Source organism: Paraburkholderia lacunae (assembly GCF_003353175.1).
Classification (GTDB): Bacteria; Pseudomonadota; Gammaproteobacteria; order Burkholderiales; family Burkholderiaceae; genus Paraburkholderia; species Paraburkholderia lacunae.
On the sequence record NZ_QHKS01000009.1, the window covers coordinates 293,797 to 313,249 of the forward strand.

A 19,453-nucleotide genomic window follows, 5' to 3' on the forward strand; every position below is an offset into this window, starting at 1 on the left:
TTTGATCGTTCGTGGCCGGCACTATGCGTATGTCCGCTTGCAAGTCCCGTGTGGACACACCGTGTACGGCGCCGATGCCACGCGCGGCGTGCACCGGCGCGCGCGTGCGCGGATCGAAGCGTGCAGCGGGCTTCACGCTGCTCGAAATGCTGGTGGTGCTGATGATCGCGGGCTTGCTGGTGTCGTTGACGGCGCTGACGATGACGCGCAATCCGCGCACCGATCTGAACGAAGAAGCACAGCGTCTCGCGCTGCTGTTCGAATCGGCCGGCGACGAAGCCCAGGTGCGCGCGCAGCCGATCGCGTGGCAGCCGCTCGATGGCGGTTTCCGTTTCGACCTGCGTACCGAAGACGGCTGGCGTCCGCTGCATGACGATCTGCTCGGCCCACGCCAGTGGGAAGGTGGCGTGACCGGCGTGACGATCAACTATCCCGGCTCGGACGCGCAGCCGAGCCGTGTCGTGTTCGGCACCGAGGCGATCGACGTGCCGGTGCAGATCACGCTGTTTTCGGCGGCGGGCAGCGCGACGATCGTCGGCACCGGCAATGGCCGCTATGAGGTGCACTGAGATGCGTCGTTGCAGGGGCTTGGGCCGTCGCGCAGAGCAGCGCGGTTTTACGATGATCGAAGTGCTGGTGGCGCTGACGATCATCGCGGTGGCGTTGGCCGCGTCGCTGCGCGCAGTGGGCAGTCTGGCGAGCGGCGAAGCCGATCTGCATCGGCGCCTGCTGGCTGGCTGGAGCGCGGACAATACGCTTGCGCTGTTGCATCTCACGCATGGCTGGCCGAACGTCGGCGAAACCAGCTTTGACTGTTCGCAGGGCAACTTGCCGTTGACCTGTACCGAGCATGTGACGGCGACGCCGAATCCGGTGTTTCGTCGAGTGGAAGTGATAGTGACGATGCCCGGGAGTTCCGGCAATCTCGCTCAGATGGTCACGGTGGTCGCGAATGAAAACAACCGTTCGCTCTGAGCGTCGCCGCCGGCCGGTCGCGGGCGGTTTTACGCTGATCGAACTGCTGGTCGCGATTGCGATCATGGCGGTGATCGCGGTGTTGTCATGGCGCGGGCTCGATCAGATCATCCGCGGCCGGCAGACCATTACAAGCGCAATGGAAGACGAGCGCGTCTTTGCGCAGCTGTTCGACCAGATGCGGATCGATGCGCGCGAGGCCGCTTCGGATGACGAGTCTGGGCAGGCGGCCGTTTCGATTGACGGCAGCGTGCTGCAGATCGTGCGGCAGATGGCGGTGCCGGAGGCTGCGCCGCGTTTGCAGGTGGTGCGGTACCGGGTTTCAGAAGGACGCGTGACTCGCTATGCGTCGCCGCCGTTGGGCAATGTCGGCGAATTGCGCCGGGCGCTGCGAGGTGGCGAAGGCGAAGGATGGACCGCGGTGCCTTTGATGGGTGGCGTAGGGACCATTTCCACTCGCGTTTATGTGCCGAAGCTCGGCTGGACCGCGCAGATGAAGGATGTGCAGGCCGCGATCACGGAGAACGACAATAATCTGAAAGTGCCGCAGCTCGGCAATGCGCCGTTGCCGCGGTCCGTGACTGGGCTCGAAGTCGGCATTGGGGCTACGTCGTTGGCGCGGCCGGTTACGCGGGTTTTTCTCGTCGGAGAATGATATGAAGTTCTCTTGGTTGTCTCCGCGACGGTCTGCTTCTTCCTCGCCGTTGTCTTTGCCCGCTCCGCGTTTGCCTGCGCCGCGGGCAAAGCAGCAAGGCGCAGCCATCATCAGCGCGCTGCTGGTCGTCGCGCTATCGGCGATATTGGTCTCCGGCATGCTCTGGCGCCAGCAAGTCCAGATCCGGAGGATAGAAAACCAGCGCCTGCTGTCGCAAGCCCAATGGGTGGCAAGAGGCGCGCTGGACTGGACGCGCCTGATCCTCCGTTCGGAAGGCGACACCTCCGCAGGAATTACCTACCTGGGTGGCCTGTGGGGCGTCCCCATCGCCAAAACCCGGCTGTCGGATTTCCTCGGCCAGATCGGCGAAGGCAGAGCCGAGCGAGGCGCGGCAACCTACCTGTCAGGTTCGATCGAAGACGCCCAGGCGAAATTCAACCTCCGCAATCTGGTAGCAAGCCCAGCCCCAGGCGTGTTGCAATTGAACCTGGACCAGGTTGCTGCCTACCAGCGTCTGCTTGTCTCACTCGGTGTGAACAGCCAACTGGCGAAAAACACCGCCGTCCAGATGCGCGCGAGCCTCGCTCATTCGGCGACACGTTTTCAAACCGTCACGTCCCTCACCGGCACGCCGGCGACCCCGTCCATCCAGGGCGGCGCGACCGGCGGCAGCAATTACACCGACAACCCCGGTATCGAAGACAGCAACGAGAACGCGGCGGTCGCGCCGCTGCAAATGACCAGCGTCGATTCGCTGCTCGACATTCCCGGCTACACGCAGGAGATGGTCGCGCGCTTGCGTCCGTTCGTCACCGTGCTGCCGACGCCGTCGGCGGTCAACATGAACACGGCCTCAGCCGAAGTCATCGCGGCGGTCGTGCCCGGCCTGAACCTGTCGAGCGCGCAGGCCCTCGTCGCGCGGCGGCAGACGGTGTTTTTCCGTAACGCCGCCGATGTGCAGCTCGCGTTGCGCGGCGCCGGCTTGCAGTCGGTGTCGACCGATACGAGCGAACTCGACGTCAACACGAACTACTTTCTGATCCACGGCCGCGTGCAGCACGAACGTGCGCACGTGGACCGCACGACCCTCGTCTATCGCGACGCATTGACTCACACTACGCGTATCGTGCGGGTACAAGACGAACTATGAGTAACGCTTTTTCCCGAGAGAGTGGCCTTTGAGCACGCTGATCGTCCTACTGCCGCCGCGCGACCCGGCGGTGCCATCGCAGGAATGGCAACTACCGGAGCTGCCGTTCCTGCTGCTCGACAAGTCGGGCCGCACCCAACGCGCAGGCCGCTCGGCGCTCGCGCTGCTGCCGCGCGCTTCGTCGACGGTGCTGATGGTCGCCGCGCGCGACCTGCTGATGATGCCCGCCGCGCTGCCGCCGCTGCGCGGACCGCGGTTACGTCAGGCGCTGCCCAACATCGTCGAGGATCAACTGATCCAGGATCCTCAAACCTGTCACATCGCTGTCGATCCGCAACCGCTCGCAAACGGCCGGCAATTGCTCGCGATCATCGACCGCGGCTGGTTCCGCTTCATCTGCGAAGGCTTCGCCGCTGCCGGACACCGCAGCTTGCGCGCCGTGCCGGTGACCCGCTGCCTGCCGCAAGCGGCCGCGCTCGATACGCCCGTTGAAGTCGCTGAAACAGTCGCTGCAGGCGACCCGGCGGGCCCGGCCAGCGCGGCGACAGCGGCGCCCGGCGCCGCAGCTGCGGTTGCGCCCGGGATCGCGCCGGCGGTACCGATGGTGGCGGCCGTACTGGGCGCAGTGGTTCAGACCGCGCCGGCGCTGCTGCTCGAAGGTGCGATCGAAACCGGCGCACCGCGCGTCGAACTGGCGATCGCGCGCGGCGTGCAGGGCGAGGGGCTGGCGGTGCCGGCCAGCGCGGTGAACGCGACGCTCGCCGCGCTGGCGGGCGCGGCCCCGGTCACGCTGTATATGCTGACCGAGGTGCCGGGCAACGAGCCGATTCTCGCCGAGACCAGCCCGGCGAGACTTGCGGCCCATGTGCACGGGGCAAGTCCGCTGCCGTTCGAGCAACTCGCGCGGCGTGCGCTGGATTGCCGCCTCGACCTCTGCCAATTTGAATTCGCTTCGCAGCCGTGGCGCCTCGACCGCGCGACGCTGCGGCGCCTGCGCCTGCCGGTGCTGCTGGCGCTCGGCGCGCTCGTGGTCGCGATCGTCGGTGCGAACGTGCAGTGGCTGATGCTCGCGCGTCAGCGCGACGCGATCAACACGCAGATGACCGAACTGCTGCTCAACGCCTTCCCGAAAACGACCGTCGTGCTCGATGCACCCGATCAGATGTCGCGCCAGCTGCAGCAGCTGCGCGTGGCGGCGGGCGAACTGTCGCCGGACGATTTCCTGTCGCTGGCGGACCGTCTCGCGCGGTCGTTGGGAGCCGTTCCGGTCAACGGCATCGCCGCGCTCGATTATCACGACCGCCGGCTCGATGTCGCCTTCAAGCCTGAGATCAAGGTCGATCCCGATTTCGCGAAACGCCTTGCGCGCAACGGTCTGAACGGCGCGATCGACAGCAATACCGGCAAGTGGACCATCAGGAACGGACAATGAAAGCTGAACTCGCCCAATCGTGGGCTGGATTCTGGGCGCAGCGCACCGAGCGCGAAAAAATGCTGCTGACGTGGGGCGGCGCGGTGTTGGGGGTGGTGATCGCGTGGTCGGTGCTGTGGTCGCCGGCGCAGGACGGCCGTGCTCATCTGCGCGAATCGCTGCCCACAATGCAGCTCAAGTTGGCCCAGATGACCGCGCAGGCCAATGAAGCGCGGCAACTGTCCGCGGCGGCTCAAGGCGTCGCGCCGACCGGCGGTGCGCTGAAGGACGCGCTCACCGCATCGCTCAACGATCATGGCCTTGCCCCGACCCAGGTGCAGGTGATCGGCAACGCGGTGCAGATCCAGATGAAAAACGCGTCGTTTCCGGCGTGGACGAGCTGGGTCGACGATGTGCGCAAGCAGTTCAAGGTTCAGGTCGCGGAGGCCCATGTGACCGCGCTCAAGGAAGACGGCCAGGTGGATCTGACGGCGTCGTTGCAGCCGTCGACCGTCAAATGACCGCGCAGTCACAGGATCCCGCATGACTTTCTGGATGCGGCGCCTGCGCGCCGCGCTGCCCTGGCTGGCGGTCGCCGTGCTGTCGAGCGCCGCCGTCATGCTCGCGTTGTTGCCGGCCGCCTGGATCACCCCGCAATTCGCCAAACTGACCCGCAGTCATGTCAATCTTGTCGATCCTGCCGGCTCGCTGTGGCACGGCTCGGCGACGCTGATGCTCGCCGCCGGCTCCGACCTGAGTGCGGCGACGCTGCTGCCCGGACGGATCGAATGGCGCACGGCGTTCTGGCCGCTCTTCACCGGCCGCGTGCGCATGACCATGCGGCAAAGCGAAGTGATGCCCGATCCGATCACCGTCGACGCCAGCCCGCGCGGCGCGACCGTCACGCAAGGCACGATCGGCGTGCCGGCTTCGCTGCTGACCGGCTTGGGCGCACCGTTCAATACGCTCGATCTGCAAGGCGACGTGCGGCTGTCATGGTCGGACTGGCGCAGCTTCAACAGGGAAGCGTTCGGCCAGCTGACCGTGACGCTGAACGACGTCAGTTCGCGTGTGTCCCTGGTCAAGCCGCTCGGGTCGTATCGGCTGCTGTTCCAGGCGCAAGGTGTGTCGTCCACGATCGATCTGACGACGCTCAAGGGCCCGCTGATGCTGACTGGCAACGGCACTGTGTCGGCCGTCTCGACGTTGTTCCGCGGCACGGCCAGCGCCGCGCCGGAAGCGCGCGACAACCTCGCGGGATTGCTGAATCTGCTGGGGCGGCCGAGCGGGCCGGATACGGTCACGTTGACGTTCGCGCACTGAAGCCTGCCTGAGGCGTGCGGTCGCGCGGTTGCTGGCGTGACGAGCGGGCCTAGTTGCTCGGCGCTTGTTGCGGCGAGGCGGTGCCGCTTTGCGCCACCGGCGTGGCCGACGACGCGGGCAGCGGCGCGGGTGCCGCGACGCCGCCGGTTTCGCGATTCATCTGCGAGACATCCCAGCCGCCGCCCAGCGCCTTCACCAAACCGACCGACGACACCATCCGCTGCCCGGCGATGCTTTGCAGCTTCTGCTCGGCCGTGAAGGCCGTGGTCTGCGCGGTCAGCACGTTGATGTAGCCGACCGTACCCGCCTTGTACTCGTTCGTAACGATGGCCAGCGCCTGGCGGGCCGACTCCACCGCTTGCTGTTGCACGACGATTTCCTGGGCGAGGATGCGCTGTGACGCCAGGTTGTCCTCGACATCCTGGAATGCGGCTAGCACCGATTGACGATAACTCGCGACGTCCTGATCGTAGGTGGCGCGCGCGGCTTCGGTCTTTGCCTGGCGCAAGCCGGCATCGAAGATCGTCGCGGCGAGTTGCGGGCCGAGCGTCCAGAACCGCGACGGCACCGTCAGCAATTGCGAGAGCACCGAGCTTTGGAAGCCGCCGGTGGCCGACAGCGTCAGCGTCGGGAAGAACGCCGCAATCGCGACGCCGATCTGTTCGTTCGCCGCCGCCGCCTTGCGCTCAGCCGATGCGATATCCGGGCGCCGCTCGAGCAGCGCCGACGGCATTTGCTCGGGAACATCGGGCGGCGTGGCGGTGAGCGGCGTCGGCGGAATCGAGAAGGTCGAAGCCGGTTCGCCGATGAGCACGGCGATGGCGTGTTCGTCCTGGGCGCGCTGGACGCCGTTGTCGATTGCGGAAGCTTGTGCCGATTGCAGCTGTGTTTGTGCCTGAATCACGTCCGAGCGTGCGGCCACGCCTGTCGCATACCGGTTTATCGTGAGTTGCAGCGAGAGCTGATAGGCCGCGACGGTTTCGTCGAGGAGTTTTTGGGTGGCATCGAGCGAGCGCAGCGAGAAGTAGGTCTGCGCGAGCGTGGCCTGAGCGGATAGCCGGGCGTTCGCGAGATCGGCGGCGGCGCTCTGCTGGCCAGCTTTCTGGGCGTTGACGGAGCGGCTCACCGAGCCCCACAGATCCGGCTCCCAGCTTGCCTGGAGCTGGACGTTGAAGCTGTTGCTGACGCGGGAGCTGCTCGAACTGGTGGACGACGAGCCGTTGCCGGAACGTGTCGCGCCCGTGGATGCGCCTACGGTCGGGAAATAGGCCGCCCGCGCTTCGCCGACCAGCGCCCGCGCCTGCCGGTAAGCGGCGGCGAACTGGGCAATGGTCTGGTTCGATGCGTTCAGCTTGTCTTCGAGCGCGTTGAGCTGTGGGTCTTCGTAGATGGTCCACCAGTCGCCGCGGTCTTGTTGATCGGCCGGTTGAGCGACTTTCCAGCCAGGTGCGGCTTCCTTGTACGAGGCGGGAATCTGGGCAGCCGGCCGCTCGTAGTCGGGGCCGACCGCGCAGCCGGCCAGTACGGTGGCGAGCGCCGCCGCCACGGCGAGGGTCAGGGCACGCGGCGCAATGGTCCGCGCGCGCGCGATTCGATCAAACTGCATGTGCAATGGATTCCTTCTGGACGCCACGGTGCGGCCATTGGCGGCACCGCCAGCTGGACGAGATCATGGCTCTGCTGGAATGTTAGCGTATGGGCCCGCCAGGACGCGGGAAACTGAAAGGGTAATGCGCGGGAGGTAGGTGGTGTGTTACTTAGGGTGACGGGACGGTTACGTGGTGTTACGGGTTTTTGGCTTGCGCGGCAACTCCACCAGAAAACAGAAATTAACCGCGCAGAGATCAACCGCGCAAATCGGTGCTCGCTTGCCGAGCCTGTTTACCGGCAGCCGCGCGACACGGGGCATCGCCGTGTGTCCGGCAGGTGCCAACTGAAATCACCGCCCCAGCGACCTTCTTCGCCGCCACGACGGAACCCGCCAACTCCACTGGCGCAGTGATGGAAGACCCTCCCTTCTGCCCCCGCCGATGCTCAACCCAGGCAAACACCATCATCCCCACCGACCCTCCGGGAAGCACAAACAGCACGGCAAACAACGCGAGTTTCCACCAGCGATGCGGGCCTTGAAAGCTGTTCAGCGCGGAATCGGTCAAGGAGCGGCTCAAGCCGCCAAGGGAGTTTTTCAGGTACAGCATCGGGGAATCCTTTTTGCACACCACACACGTAGCGTGCAGACAATCGGTCAGAACATAGTCTCGGGTGGCGCGGATTGCACGTAACTCGTTGCCTATAATAATATTGACCATGCAATTAAATTTCAGGATACTTTGCGTCGCAGCAAACGGCGATGTTGTTTTTCCACCGTCCACTTGTCACAAAATCAAATTTGACGTGTCTGCTTAGGCAGCTAAAATCCGTTGTGCTGGCGATGTCCCCCTGGATACACGATGACCGACGGTCCCTACAACGCGGATGAGATTCACCTCGAATCGAGTCTCGGCTATTACCTGACGAAAGCGCGAAACGTGCTCGTCGAGCGGATGGATCGCGCGGTCAAACCGCTGGGGCTGACTGCCCAGCAGATCGGTGTGATCCTGCTGCTCTCGGCGCGGCGCGCGAACACGCCGTTCGAGCTGTCGCGGGTCATGTCATACGACAGCGGATCGATGACCCGGCTGCTGGATCGCCTTGAAAAGAAAGGCTTTGTGGTCCGTACGCGTAGCGACGCCGATCGCAGGATGGTCAAGCTGGAGTTGACGCCGCAAGGCCACGAAGCCGCGCGTCAATTGCCTGGATTGGGTGCGGCGGTGTTGAACGAGCAGTTGCGCGGGTTTTCCGCAGCGGACCATGCCGTGTTGCTCGACCTGCTGCGCCGTTTCATCGCCAACGGCATCGGCGCGGGCGCGAGCACTGCGTGCGGGCTCGGACCTTCGTCAGAATCGTCGGAAGAATCAGCAGAGGAATCACCTGAAGCGGTGCCGCCGGAACACGGCGAGCGGTAACCAAGCGGCGCTTTTGAACGCGCCATTATTTGCAAATATCTGTCTGGGCAGAGGGTGATCCGGCATGTAAGCGCACCATTCGGCGCGCGCGATAAAGGTGCCGCGACAAGCTTTCCCGGCTGAGGAGAAACACATGGCTGCCACGGCTTCCGCCGCTGCCCTACCCGCCGCCGAACCCGCTGCGCTCAAAGGCGGCGCGCTGGCTTTGCTCACCGTCGGTCTTGCGCTCGGCACCTTCATGGAAGTGCTCGATACATCGATTGCGAACGTCGCGGTGCCGACCATTTCCGGCAGCCTCGGCGTGGCGACCAGCCAGGGCACCTGGGTCATCTCGTCGTATTCGGTGGCCTCGGCGATCGCGGTGCCGCTGACCGGCTGGCTCGCACGGCGGGTCGGCGAAGTGCGGCTGTTTACCTTGTCGGTGCTGCTCTTCACGATCGCGTCGGCGCTGTGCGGCTTCGCGCACAACTTCGAGTCGCTGATCGCGTTCCGGCTCATGCAAGGGCTCGTTTCCGGGCCGATGGTCCCGCTCTCGCAGACGATTCTGATGCGCTCCTATCCGCCGGAAAAGCGCGGGCTAGCATTGGGTCTCTGGGCCATGACCGTGATCTGCGCACCGATATTCGGGCCCGTGATGGGAGGCTATATCACCGACAACTACACGTGGCCGTGGATCTTCTACATCAACGTGCCGATCGGCGTGTTTTCAGCGGTGTGCGCGTTCCTGCTGCTGCGTGGCCGCGAGACGAAAATCACCAGACAGCGCATCGACGCAGTCGGCCTGTCGTTACTCGTGATCGGCGTGGCGTGCCTGCAGATGATGCTCGACCTGGGTAAGGATCGCGACTGGTTCAACTCGACGTTTATCGTTGCACTGGCGATTGTCGCGGTAGTGTCGATCGCGTTCATGCTGGTGTGGGAGATGACCGAGAAAGAGCCCGTCGTCGATCTGTCGCTCTTCAAGGATCGCAATTTCGCGCTCGGCGTGGTGATTATCTCGTTCGGCTTTATGGCGTTCTTCGGGTCGGTGGTGATTTTCCCGCTCTGGTTGCAGACGGTAATGGGCTATACCGCCGGGCTTGCCGGACTTGCCACTGCGCCGGTCGGCTTGCTCGCACTGTTCCTGTCGCCTTTGATCGGGCGAAATATGCATCGGCTCAATCTGCGGATCGTGGCGAGTTTTGCGTTCATCGTGTTTGCTCTTGTGTCGTTCTGGAATTCGACTTTTACGCTCGATGTGCCGTTCAATCATGTGATCTGGCCGCGGCTGGTGCAAGGCATCGGGGTCGCCTGTTTCTTTGTGCCGATGACCACGATTACGCTGTCCAGCGTATCGGATGAGCGGCTGGCCAGTGCCTCTGGTTTATCTAACTTCTTTCGGACTTTGTCGGGGGCGATTGGGACGGCGATCAGCACCACGTACTGGGAGAACGACACGATTTACCATCACGCGATGTTGACCGATTCGGTGAATGCTTACGCGGCCAATACCAATTCTTATACGAATGCGCTGGCGGGCCTCGGGCTCTCGGGCGACGGGATCACCGCGCAGTTGAATCAGGTCGTCACGGCTCAGGCCTATATGATGGCAACCAATGATTTCTTCCGGATTTCCTGTGCAGCGTTTGTTGCGCTGGCGGCGCTGGTTTGGATGACTAAACCGCGCAAGGGGGTCGGGCCTTCGACGGGACACTGATGCCATTTTTGCCCACGGCGTTGCCTTCCCGCTTCACTGCGTTATCGATGCGCGACTCGCGATTCGTTCCCAGGATCGATTGGCCCTGTAAGGTATCCGGGTGCATCGGCGATGAGACAGGCTGCGATGGTTTCGCGCCGCTCGGCCGCGCGCAGAGGTTACCTGCGAGCAATAAAAAAGCGGCCTCGATGGCCGCCTTATTCGCATCCAGCTTCGCGCCGTTCAAACGCTAAACCGGTTCAACGTATACGCCCGGTAAGCCGCGACGAATGCGTCGAACGAACCCACTCCCTGCTGTTCGAGTTTGGTCTGCTCCGCAAGCGACTGCGCGGCGAGTTCGGCGAACGCCTTCATTTGCGCGGCATCCAGCGGACGCGCACGAAAATGCGCGGCATGCGCCTCGCTTTGTTCGAGGCCGAATGCCAGGAAGCTCTGCTGCTTGTCGCGCATGGCTTGCAGCACGCGCGCCGACGGCGTCGACGACGGGTCCGCCAGCCTCGCGCGTTGAACCGCCACGGCGCGCGTATGCGCGTCGCCGCCCTGCAACGCATCGAGCGTCGCTGCGGCCGCGTCGATCTTGACGAGCAGTTCGTTCGCCCAATCCGTCATCGCAATCGTTTGGCCGTTGCGCGTCAGTTCGAGCCCCGGCTTGCGCCCTTCCATCGTCACGCGGCCGAAGTTCTGATTCGCTTCGGCGTAGGCGTCGGGAGGCAACGGCGCGCTCTCGTCGAGGGCGCAGACCAGCAGGTAGGCATCGAGAAACCGCGCGGTTTCCAGTGAAATACCGATCGGCTCGAACGGATCGATATCCATGCAGCGCACTTCGACGTATTGCACGCCACGCGCGGCCAGCGCATGCAGCGGACGCTCGCCGGAATAGGTGACGCGCTTGGGCCGGATCGTCGAGTAGAACTCGTTTTCGATCTGCAACACATTCGTGTTGATCTGTACCCACTCGCCATCGCGCTGCGTGCCGATTGCCTCATACGCGGGATACGGCTGGCTCACGGCCTTCGCGAGGGCGTCGAGGTAGCCCGGCAGCGTGTCGTAGTCGGCATGCAGTGCGGCTTGCGCGGTGGTGTTCGAATAACCGAGATCGCTCATGCGCAAGCTGGTGGCGTACGGGCGGTACAGCGTGTCGGCGTCGAACGTCTCGAGCCTGTGTTTCCGGCCGCGCAGGAAGCGGCGATCCAGCGCCGGCGACGCGCCGAACAGATACATCAGCAGCCAGTTGGTGCGGCGGAAATTGCGGATCAGCGCGAGATAACGTTCGGACTGGAAATCGACGGCGTTCGCGGTGGACTGCTGGTCGGCATGCAACAGCCGCCACACTTCTTCGTTCAGCGAATAGTTGTAGTGGACGCCCGCAATGCACTGCATCGTGCGGCCGTAACGGAGCGCGAGGCCGACGCGGTACACGTACTTCAGCTTGCCGATATTCGAGGTGCCATATTGCGCGATCGGAATGCCCTCGTCCTGATCGGGCAACAGGCCCGGCATCGAGTCGTTCCACAGAATTTCGTCGCCGAGTTCGGCGTAGACGAAACGATGCAGCACGTCGAGTTTCTCGAGCGTGATGGCGGCGTCGTGCTCCGCCGGGGTAATCAGTTCGAGCAGCGCTTCGGAATAGTCCGTGGTGAGCGACGGGTGTGTGAGCGCCGAACCGAGCGCGCGCGGGTGCGGGGTCAGCGCGAGCTGGCCGTCGTGCGTCACGCGCAGGCTTTCCTTTTCGATGCCGCGCAGGCCGCGGATCAGCGCGTCGCGCTGCGGGCCGGAGCTCAGCGTGGACAGGCGGTGCAAGAACGCGTCGGTCGTGCGGGAAGGTGTGTTGTTTGGCATCGATGCAAGTCGGGCGTTGTCGGCCGCCATGTGCCGCGTGTCTGCACTCGATGCAGCGCTGGCGGTTGACAACGTTCGGCGGAATTTTCAGGTAGCGGGCACTTTAACATCTCGCCACGACGGCTGCTTGAGGCCGCTTCGCGGCACTCGAGCCGCTCTATTTTCCGGCCGAATCGGCCTGGCGGCGACCCGCTCACTCTACCTTTCACGCGCCAGCCGGGGCGATCCGCGGTGCTCCCCGGCTCGCCCCGGCTGGCGGGGCTTGCACGGCTGAGACCGGGTTAGCCGCGGGTTAGCCGCCGCGCGCGGCGCCGGCCCGGTCTGCCACCTCGTTCCATAGATGCATCGCCGCATACGCACGCCACGGCCGCCACGTGTCGGTGCGGGCACGCTGCTGGGTGGGCCGCACGAGCGACGGATCGCGCGCGCAGATTGCCTGCATCAACACGAGGTCCCATGCGGGCCACGCGTCGGCGTCGCGCCATGCGCGCATGGCGACGTACTCGACCGTCCAGGGGCCGATGCCAGGCAGCGCGAGCAACGCGGCGCGCAGGCTGGTGGCGTCGGCCACGCTGCTGTCGAGCGGCACGTCGCCCGACGCCACCGCGTGCGCGAAGCCTTGCAACGCGGCTACGCGTTTACCCGGCATGCCGATCTTTTCGAGATCCACCGCCGCCAGCGCGGCGGGCGTCGGAAAGCGCCACGCGGTGTTCTCATGCGGATGACCCTCGATGCGTTCGCCGGCGCGTTGCACCAGCCGCCCGATGATGGTGGTCGCGGCCTTCACGCTGACCTGCTGGCCGACGATCGCGCGCACCACCAGTTCGAAGCCCGACCACGCACCCGGCACGCGCAGGCCCGGCACCGATTCGATCAAAGGCGCGAGCCACGGGTCGGCGGCGAGTTCCGCGCCGATCTTGTTCGGATCGGCGTGCAGGTCGAACATCTTCGCGATCGGCGCGGCGAGCGCGTCCGCGTGACGGCTCACGAGACCCTCGATGCTCGCGACGATGCAGCGCTTGCGCGGATGCAGACGCACGGTCAGGGTGCCGCTGTCGCCGGCCCAATCGATGGCGCGGCGATAAGCGCCGTCTTCGACCGCTTCGACGCCCGGCGTTGCGCGTCCGCCGAAAAAGCGCAGCAGCCGCGGCCAGTCGAAGGGAGGTTTGAACGGCAGTTCGAGTGTTGCGACTTCGTCAAGCGTGCTCACGCGGCATGGTCCAGGTTGGTGGTAGCGTCGGCAATGACGGCGGTCTTGCGTTCCCGGCCGGCGGCGTCGTGTTCGTCGTGCGCATGTTGCGCTTCGTTGTCGAGCAGCGCAGCCTTGCGCGGCAGTCCCCAGCGATAGCCCGCCAGCGCCCCGCTCTTCTGCACCACACGATGGCAAGGAATCGCCAGGGCGACCGGATTCGTCGCGCACGCGCTCGCCACCGCGCGCACGGCGCGGGGGGAACCGACCGCTTCGGCGATTTCCGAATAGCTGCGCGTCTCGCCATACGGAATGCGCCGCAGCGCGTCCCACACGCGCTGCCGGAAGGCGGTTGCGGCGATATCGAGCGGCAGATCGAAGCGCTGGCGCGTGCCGTGCAAATAGGCCTCCACTTGCGCGATGAACGGAGCAAGCCGCGCCGGATCCTCGACCAGTTCGGCATTGGCAAACTCGCTGCGCAGTTCGTCGGCGAGCGCCGCGGCGGCGTCGCCGAAACCGATCTTGCAGATGCCCTTGTCGGTGGCGGCCACCAGCACGAAGCCGAGCGAAGTCGGCGCGCTGGCGTAGCGCACGGTCGAGCCGGCGCCCTTGCGGCGAAACGCGGACGGCGCCATGCCCAATTCGGCCGACGCGCTGTCGTACATCCGCGACGGCGAACCGAAGCCGGCGTCGAGCGTGGCGCGGGTGACGTCCGAGCCGCGCTGGAGCGCCTCGCGCAAGGCGGCGCCGCGCCTGGCGGCCTGATACTGACGCGGCGAGACGCCCACCACGCGCTTGAAGAGGCGCTGCAAGTGAAACGGGCTGACGTGCACGGCGTCGCTCAACTGCGCGAGCGTGAGGCGTTGTTGCGGATCGGCGTCGAGCGCGGCGCAGGCGCGATTGACAATCTCGCGCTCGCGCGGCAGGCCGCCGGGCTGGCAGCGCTTGCATTCGCGATAGCCCGCGGCGCGCGCGGCGTCCGCGTCAGCGAAGAAATCGACGTTTTCACGGCGCGGCTGACGCGACGCGCACGACGGGCGGCAGAACACGCCGGTGGTTTTGACGCCATAGAAGAACGCGCCGTCGGCCTGCGGATCGCGGCGGTTGACGGCGTCCCAGCGCTCGGCGTCGGAGGACCAACGGGGGACAGCGGTGTGGTCGGTGCGGTTCATGATGGTTCCGGAAAGGCAGTGTCGATGCTCACCAATGTAAGCCGCATGCCGACACACTACGCTCCGGTCCTTGCTCTGTCATTGCGCTTGCTCGTAGGCCGGAAGCCGTTCCAGGCGGTCGTTTTGCCGCGAAGTGCGACAATTTGGCACGATATCGGGTTTTCCCTTAAAAAGTTATTGCGTCGCACCAAGCCCATGTGTATATTAGTACTTGTCTCCTCCATGTCTCCTCCTGATATGGATTCAGCCCGCTCCACATAGAGCGGGCTTTTTTTCGCCCGTACCTTTCATCTGTCGTGTCCTGATCCGTCCCTTTGCGGGTGATCGATGACGGACTGCACGCTGCCATCACGGCGCCACTCTTTCCTCCTACACTGGCTACTCATCCGTTCAGCGAACCATGCAAGGGGCGTTCGACATGAAAATCCACATTCGCGAGATCGATCACATCGTCATTCGAGCGGCGGACGTAGCGCGGATGGCGCGTTTCTATTGCGACGTGCTCGGTTGCAGCGTAGAGAAGGAGCAGCGCGATCTGGGCTTGACGCAGTTGCGCGCCGGGCGCTCGTTGATCGACCTGTTGCAGGTCGGCGCAAAGCTCGACCACGCCGAAAACGGCACACCCGGCGCGGGACGCAACATGGACCACGTGTGTTTGCGGATCGAACCGTTCGATGTCGACGCGCTCAAGGCGCATCTGACCGAACACGGCGCGCGGCTTGGCGAAACGGCGCTGCGCTACGGCGCGGACGGCTTCGGTCCATCGCTGTATCTGTTCGATCCGGAGGGCAATATGGTCGAGCTGAAAGGGCCGCCGGAAGCGGCGCGAATGACCTCGCTGTAGGCACGCCGTCGTTGTTGAGCGCCGAGGCAGCGGAAAACGCAGGTGCAGGCGCGGAAGGCGCCTTCACGTAATGCAATCAGGCGTCAGCCGGCGCCTTCAACACCGTCCACTTGATCGGCACCGCGTCCGCCTCGGCGCTGCCGAGCCATGCTTCGCCGTCCTGCACGGTGCATTGCAGACGCATCGTGCGTTCGGCAAGCGAGCCGAGTGCGGCGGCGACGTCTTCGTCGAGTGTCCACACCGTCACATTGCGCATCCGCTCGACCTTGTTCTTCACGCCTTGCCACCAGATGTCCGAGGTGCGGCCGCCGTAAGCGATCACGATCACTTCGTTCGCGCGGCCGCTCGCCTTGGCGATGCGCCGTTCGTCCGGCTGGCCGACTTCGATCCAGGTTTCGATCGCGCCGGTCAGGTCCTTTTGCCACAGGTCCGGTTCGTCGACATCCGACAAGCCTTTGCAGAATTCGAGCCGTTCCTGTGCGAACAGCGCGAACGCGGCGACGCGCACCATCATCCGCTCGTCGGTTTCCGAGGGATGGCGGGCGATCGTCAGCGAATGGTCGGCGTAGTAGTGCCGGTCCATGTCGGCGATCTGGAGTTCCGCCTTGTAAATCGTCGATTTGAGAGCCATGCCGTTGCTATACCAGGCGTTCGCTCCAGCGGAGCGAACAGAAAAAGAATCGTCGACGGCGCGTTGCCGTTTTCGGTGTTGTTTGTACATCGCTTGCCTCTCCCGTGCCGAATGCCGGCGTTCCGCTGCGGTTCGGATCGCAGCGAAACGTGCGGCCGACGGGCCGCGGTGCGCTGTCTGAATGCGGTCAATCAGACAGCGCGACCGGCTGCTTTCTGCAACGGGAGAAGCATTTATCGCGCCACTGCCGGTCCGAAGGGGGTGCCGTAAACCTCGACAGCGGCTTCCCGCAAGGCTTCGAGCACGACGGAGGCCGCCGGTGAAAGCAGGTGCGACTGGCGCGTGATGATACCGAATGTATCCATTCTGTACGGTAAATCGATCGGCACCCGCTTCATGACACCGTACTGTTGGTATTGACGCGCCACTTCGTCGGGTAAAACCGCAAGCATGTCGCTTTGCAGCAGCAGGCTCGAAATCGCCAGAAAATTGTTGGTATTGACCACGTTTTGCGGCGGATTCAGCCCGATTTGCGAAAACATCAGATCGAAACGATGGCGCAAAACGCTGCCCGGCGGATGCAAAACCCAACTCGCGTTGACGATACCCCGCAGTGTCAAACCTGTTTCATTTTCGAGAGGATGACCGGGACGCGCGACCACGCACAGCGGTTCGTCGGCGAGCGGTTCATAGCGAATCTCGGTTTTGAACTGATTCTGCCGTTCCAGCACGCGGCCGACCATGATGTCCAGTTCGCCTTCTGCGATTCTCGGCAGCATCACGTCGGAGGTTTCCACTTCCGCCCAAATTTGCAATTGCGGATAGCGCTCCTTCACGCTGGCGATCGCGCGCGGCACCATCGTTGCGGCGGCGGCGGCGATCACGCCGATGCGCACCTGGCCCGCCAGACCGGCGCGCAAGGCCGAGATTTCGTCGTGCGCGTGGCTCAGGTTCGACAGCACCATGCGCGCGTGGCGGATCATCACTTCGCCGTACAGCGTGGCGTGCATGCCATGCGGCGTGCGGTCGAACAGACTCACCTCCAGCATGTCTTCCAGCTCTTTCAGAAGACGCGACGCGGCGGGTTGCGTCATGCCGAGCACGTCGGCGGCGCGCCGGACGTTGCCCTCCTCTTCCATCGCCGCTAGTAACAGCAACTGACGCGTCTTCAGCCGCGCGCGCACGAACCAGTTCGAGTAGCTGCGGGTCATGGCCTGTCTCCATTAAGCGGCTCGAGGCCGTCTGCTGGTGCGAAGGCTTCATCATGCCATACCGGAATTGATATCGCGATAGCCAAAAAAGGGATTGGAAAGTTATTGGGGCGGCTCATACCATTCGTGAACTTTCCGAGCTTCCTCACGTGGCGTCTTCCCTTCGACTTCGATGAATCGCGATCCGCTCGTCCCCCTCGTTGCAAGTCCGTTCCGCCATTACATCAACGGCGCTTGGGAGACGGGTGCGACCACCGGCGTGTCGCTCAATCCATCGGACCTCGACGAACCGGTCGGCGATTATGTGCGCGCCGATGCGCGACAGACCGATGCCGCGATCGAAGCGGCGAGCGCGGCGTTCCGCGAATGGTCGCTGGGTTCGGTACAGCGCCGCGCGGATGCGCTCGACGCGATCGGCAGCGAGATGCTCGCGCGCCGCGACGAGCTGGGCCGGCTGCTGGCGCGCGAAGTCGGCAAGACCTTGCCGGAAGCCTTGGCCGAAGCGACGCGCGCCGGCCAGATCTTCAAGTTTTTCGCGGCCGAGGCTGTGCGCGCGTTCGGCGAGCCGGCGGCCCCGGCACGCGCCGGTGTCGAAATCGACGTGACGCGTGAGCCGCTCGGCGTGGTCGGCGTCATTGCGCCGTGGAGCGCGCCGCTCGCGATCGCCGCGGCGAAGCTCGGCGCCGCCCTCGCCCACGGCAATTGCGTCGTCTTCAAGCCGGCCGAATCGGCACCGGCGTGCGCGGCGGCGCTGACGACGATCGTGAGCCGCGCCGGCATGCCGGCGGGCGTCTTCAATCTCGTCATGGGCAGCGGCCGGCAGGTCGGCGCGCGGATCGCGGCGCATCCGCTGGTGGCGGCTATCAGCTTCACCGGTTCGGCGGAAACCGGCACGCGGGTTCTGCAAGCCGCGGCCGCGCGGCAGGCGCGCGTGCAGCTGGAAATGGGCGGCAAGAATCCGTTCGTGGTGCTGGCCGATGCCGATCTCGACGGCGCCGTCGAGGCGGCCTTGAGCGGCGCATATGGCTCGACCGGTCAACGCAGCACTGCGGCGTCGCGCCTGATTGTCGAACGCGCGGTGTTCGAGCCGTTTGTCGATGCGTTGCAGGCGAAGCTCGCCAAACTCACTGTCGATCATGCGTTGAAACACGGCACGGATATCGGCCCGGTCGCGAACGCCGCGCAACTGGAGCGCGATCTCGACTACGTGCGTATCGGTCAACAGGAAGGCGCGCAATTGCTGCATGGCGGCCGGCAACTGGAACGCGCGACGCGCGGCTACTTTTTCGAGCCGGCGCTATTCATCGGCGAACCCGAACACCGTATCGCGCGTGAAGAGATTTTCGGACCGCTCGCCGTCGTGCTGCGCGCCGACGATTACGACCACGCGCTGCATCTCGCGAACGACACCGCCTACGGTCTATGCGCCGGCGTCTGCACACGCTCGCTCGCCCGCGCGCGGCATTTCCGGCGTCACGTGCAGAGCGGCCTCGTGACGATCAACCTGCCGACCACCGCGGTCGAGCATCACGCGCCCGCAGGCGGGCGCAAAGCGTCGGCCTACGGCGCCGCCGACACCGCATTCTGGACGGCCGTGAAAACGGCCTACGTCGCGGGCTGATCGTCATGACATCCGCGCATCCGTCCGCCTATCCACGTCCCGGCTGACGCCGGCCGTGCATCGCCCCGCTGCAACTAAACGAAATCAATGCAGCTTTTCAACGTCAGGAGACAGACATGACCAGCAAGCTTCGCCGTTTGACGCTATCCGCGATGGCCGCCGCCGCCCTCGCCGCGCCCTTTGCCGCGCAACTTTCCGCGCACGCGGATCAGCCGCTCAAAGTCGGCTTCCTCGTGAAGATGCCGGAACAGGCATGGTTCATCAACGAACAGAAGGCCGCCACCGCGCTCGGCCAGCAGGACGGCTTCTCGGTGGTCAACATCGGCACGCCGGACGGCGAAAAAGTGCTGGCCGCCATCGATAACCTCGGCGCGCAAGGCGCCAAAGGCTTCGTGATCTGCGCGCCGGACGTGCGCCTCGGACCGGCGATTCAGGCGCGCGCGAAGCGCTACAACATGAAGTTCGTCACCGTCGACGATCAACTGGTCGACTCGACCGGCAAGCCGCTCGCGAACGTGCCGCATCTGGGCATGTCGGCGTTCAAGATCGGCAATCAGGTCGGCACGGCGATCTCCGAAGAGATGAAGCGTCGCGGCTGGAAGCCTGAGGAAGTCGGCGCGCTGCGCATCACGAACTACGAACTGCCGACCGCGAAACTGCGCACCGACGGCGCGACGCAAACGCTGCTCGCCGGCGGCTTCAAGAAGGAAAACATCTTCGACGCGCCGCAA

Annotated in this window: 19 protein-coding genes; 12 read left to right on the forward strand and 7 right to left on the reverse strand. The window is 64.7% G+C overall.

Features of this window, described 5'->3' with window-relative positions; translation table 11 throughout:
* Positions 1–74 precede the first annotated feature (74 nt).
* From DLM46_RS16380 to DLM46_RS16410, 7 genes are read left to right on the forward strand one after another with little or no spacing between them, the layout of a single operon-like run.
* Positions 75–569 (forward strand): GspH/FimT family pseudopilin, encoded by a 495-nt coding sequence (locus DLM46_RS16380; RefSeq protein WP_244306242.1) that lies wholly within the window; start codon positions 75–77, stop codon positions 567–569.
* Between the two features lies 1 nt (position 570).
* Positions 571–975 carry a type II secretion system minor pseudopilin GspI gene (gene gspI / locus DLM46_RS16385; RefSeq protein WP_425273993.1) on the forward strand — a complete coding sequence of 135 codons (405 nt, stop codon included), beginning with the start codon at positions 571–573 and terminating at the stop codon, positions 973–975.
* Entirely contained in the window at positions 953–1,630 is a 678-nt protein-coding gene (locus DLM46_RS16390; protein ID WP_115101781.1) for a PulJ/GspJ family protein, read from the forward strand. Before gspI ends, DLM46_RS16390 begins: the two co-directional genes overlap by 23 nt.
* Before the next feature lies 1 nt (position 1,631).
* Complete coding sequence (gspK, locus tag DLM46_RS16395) at positions 1,632–2,780, forward strand: type II secretion system minor pseudopilin GspK (protein WP_115101782.1); 1,149 nt, start codon at positions 1,632–1,634, stop codon at positions 2,778–2,780.
* 28 nt (positions 2,781–2,808) lie between these two features.
* A complete protein-coding gene (gspL, locus tag DLM46_RS16400) occupies positions 2,809–4,212 on the forward strand; it encodes a type II secretion system protein GspL (RefSeq protein WP_115101783.1) in 1,404 nt (467 codons plus the stop codon).
* On the forward strand, positions 4,209–4,712 hold the full coding sequence (locus DLM46_RS16405) for a type II secretion system protein M (RefSeq protein ID WP_115101784.1): 504 nt from the start codon (positions 4,209–4,211) through the stop codon (positions 4,710–4,712). Before gspL ends, DLM46_RS16405 begins: the two co-directional genes overlap by 4 nt.
* 22 nt (positions 4,713–4,734) lie before the next feature.
* The gene (locus tag DLM46_RS16410) at positions 4,735–5,514 is read left to right on the forward strand and encodes a type II secretion system protein N (protein ID WP_115101785.1); all 780 of its coding nucleotides are present in this window, start codon (positions 4,735–4,737) and stop codon (positions 5,512–5,514) included.
* A gap of 49 nt (positions 5,515–5,563) precedes the next feature.
* Here the strand turns inward: DLM46_RS16410 and DLM46_RS16415 are convergent, their stop codons facing one another.
* Positions 5,564–7,120 (reverse strand): efflux transporter outer membrane subunit, encoded by a 1,557-nt coding sequence (locus tag DLM46_RS16415; protein WP_115101786.1) that lies wholly within the window; start codon positions 7,118–7,120, stop codon positions 5,564–5,566.
* A 238-nt stretch (positions 7,121–7,358) separates the two neighbouring features.
* Positions 7,359–7,712: a hypothetical protein gene (locus DLM46_RS16420; RefSeq protein ID WP_115101820.1), complete on the reverse strand. Its 354-nt coding sequence runs from the start codon at positions 7,710–7,712 to the stop codon at positions 7,359–7,361.
* 252 nt (positions 7,713–7,964) lie between these two features.
* Between DLM46_RS16420 and DLM46_RS16425 the strand changes: the two genes are divergently transcribed.
* Positions 7,965–8,519 (forward strand): MarR family winged helix-turn-helix transcriptional regulator, encoded by a 555-nt coding sequence (locus DLM46_RS16425; RefSeq protein WP_115101787.1) that lies wholly within the window; start codon positions 7,965–7,967, stop codon positions 8,517–8,519.
* A gap of 133 nt (positions 8,520–8,652) precedes the next feature.
* The gene (locus DLM46_RS16430; RefSeq protein WP_115101788.1) at positions 8,653–10,215 is read left to right on the forward strand and encodes a DHA2 family efflux MFS transporter permease subunit; all 1,563 of its coding nucleotides are present in this window, start codon (positions 8,653–8,655) and stop codon (positions 10,213–10,215) included.
* Positions 10,216–10,437: 222 nt separating this feature from the next.
* On the opposite strand, the gene gshA is transcribed toward DLM46_RS16430, so the two are convergent.
* The 3 genes from gshA to ada form a co-directional block, all read right to left on the reverse strand.
* On the reverse strand, positions 10,438–12,054 hold the full coding sequence (gene gshA, locus DLM46_RS16435) for a glutamate--cysteine ligase (protein WP_115101821.1): 1,617 nt from the start codon (positions 12,052–12,054) through the stop codon (positions 10,438–10,440).
* A gap of 292 nt (positions 12,055–12,346) precedes the next feature.
* Positions 12,347–13,264, reverse strand: coding sequence for a DNA-3-methyladenine glycosylase family protein (locus DLM46_RS16440; protein WP_115101789.1), 918 nt, complete (start codon positions 13,262–13,264; stop codon positions 12,347–12,349).
* Positions 13,261–14,415 carry a bifunctional DNA-binding transcriptional regulator/O6-methylguanine-DNA methyltransferase Ada gene (ada, locus tag DLM46_RS16445; RefSeq protein ID WP_115101790.1) on the reverse strand — a complete coding sequence of 385 codons (1,155 nt, stop codon included), beginning with the start codon at positions 14,413–14,415 and terminating at the stop codon, positions 13,261–13,263. The genes DLM46_RS16440 and ada overlap by 4 nt, the downstream gene beginning before the upstream one ends.
* Positions 14,416–14,833: 418 nt before the next feature.
* Between ada and DLM46_RS16450 the strand changes: the two genes are divergently transcribed.
* Complete coding sequence (locus DLM46_RS16450; protein WP_115101822.1) at positions 14,834–15,259, forward strand: VOC family protein; 426 nt, start codon at positions 14,834–14,836, stop codon at positions 15,257–15,259.
* A gap of 76 nt (positions 15,260–15,335) precedes the next feature.
* Here the strand turns inward: DLM46_RS16450 and DLM46_RS16455 are convergent, their stop codons facing one another.
* Positions 15,336–15,890, reverse strand: a complete 555-nt coding sequence (locus DLM46_RS16455) for a YaeQ family protein (RefSeq protein WP_115101823.1) — start codon at positions 15,888–15,890, stop codon at positions 15,336–15,338.
* A 233-nt stretch (positions 15,891–16,123) separates the two neighbouring features.
* Positions 16,124–17,101: a LysR family transcriptional regulator gene (locus tag DLM46_RS16460; protein WP_115101791.1), complete on the reverse strand. Its 978-nt coding sequence runs from the start codon at positions 17,099–17,101 to the stop codon at positions 16,124–16,126.
* Positions 17,102–17,273: 172 nt separating this feature from the next.
* Between DLM46_RS16460 and DLM46_RS16465 the strand changes: the two genes are divergently transcribed.
* Positions 17,274–18,722: an aldehyde dehydrogenase family protein gene (locus tag DLM46_RS16465; protein ID WP_115101792.1), complete on the forward strand. Its 1,449-nt coding sequence runs from the start codon at positions 17,274–17,276 to the stop codon at positions 18,720–18,722.
* A gap of 116 nt (positions 18,723–18,838) precedes the next feature.
* On the forward strand, positions 18,839–19,453 hold a 615-nt coding region (locus DLM46_RS16470; RefSeq protein ID WP_165847987.1), incomplete at its 3' end, for a type 1 periplasmic-binding domain-containing protein.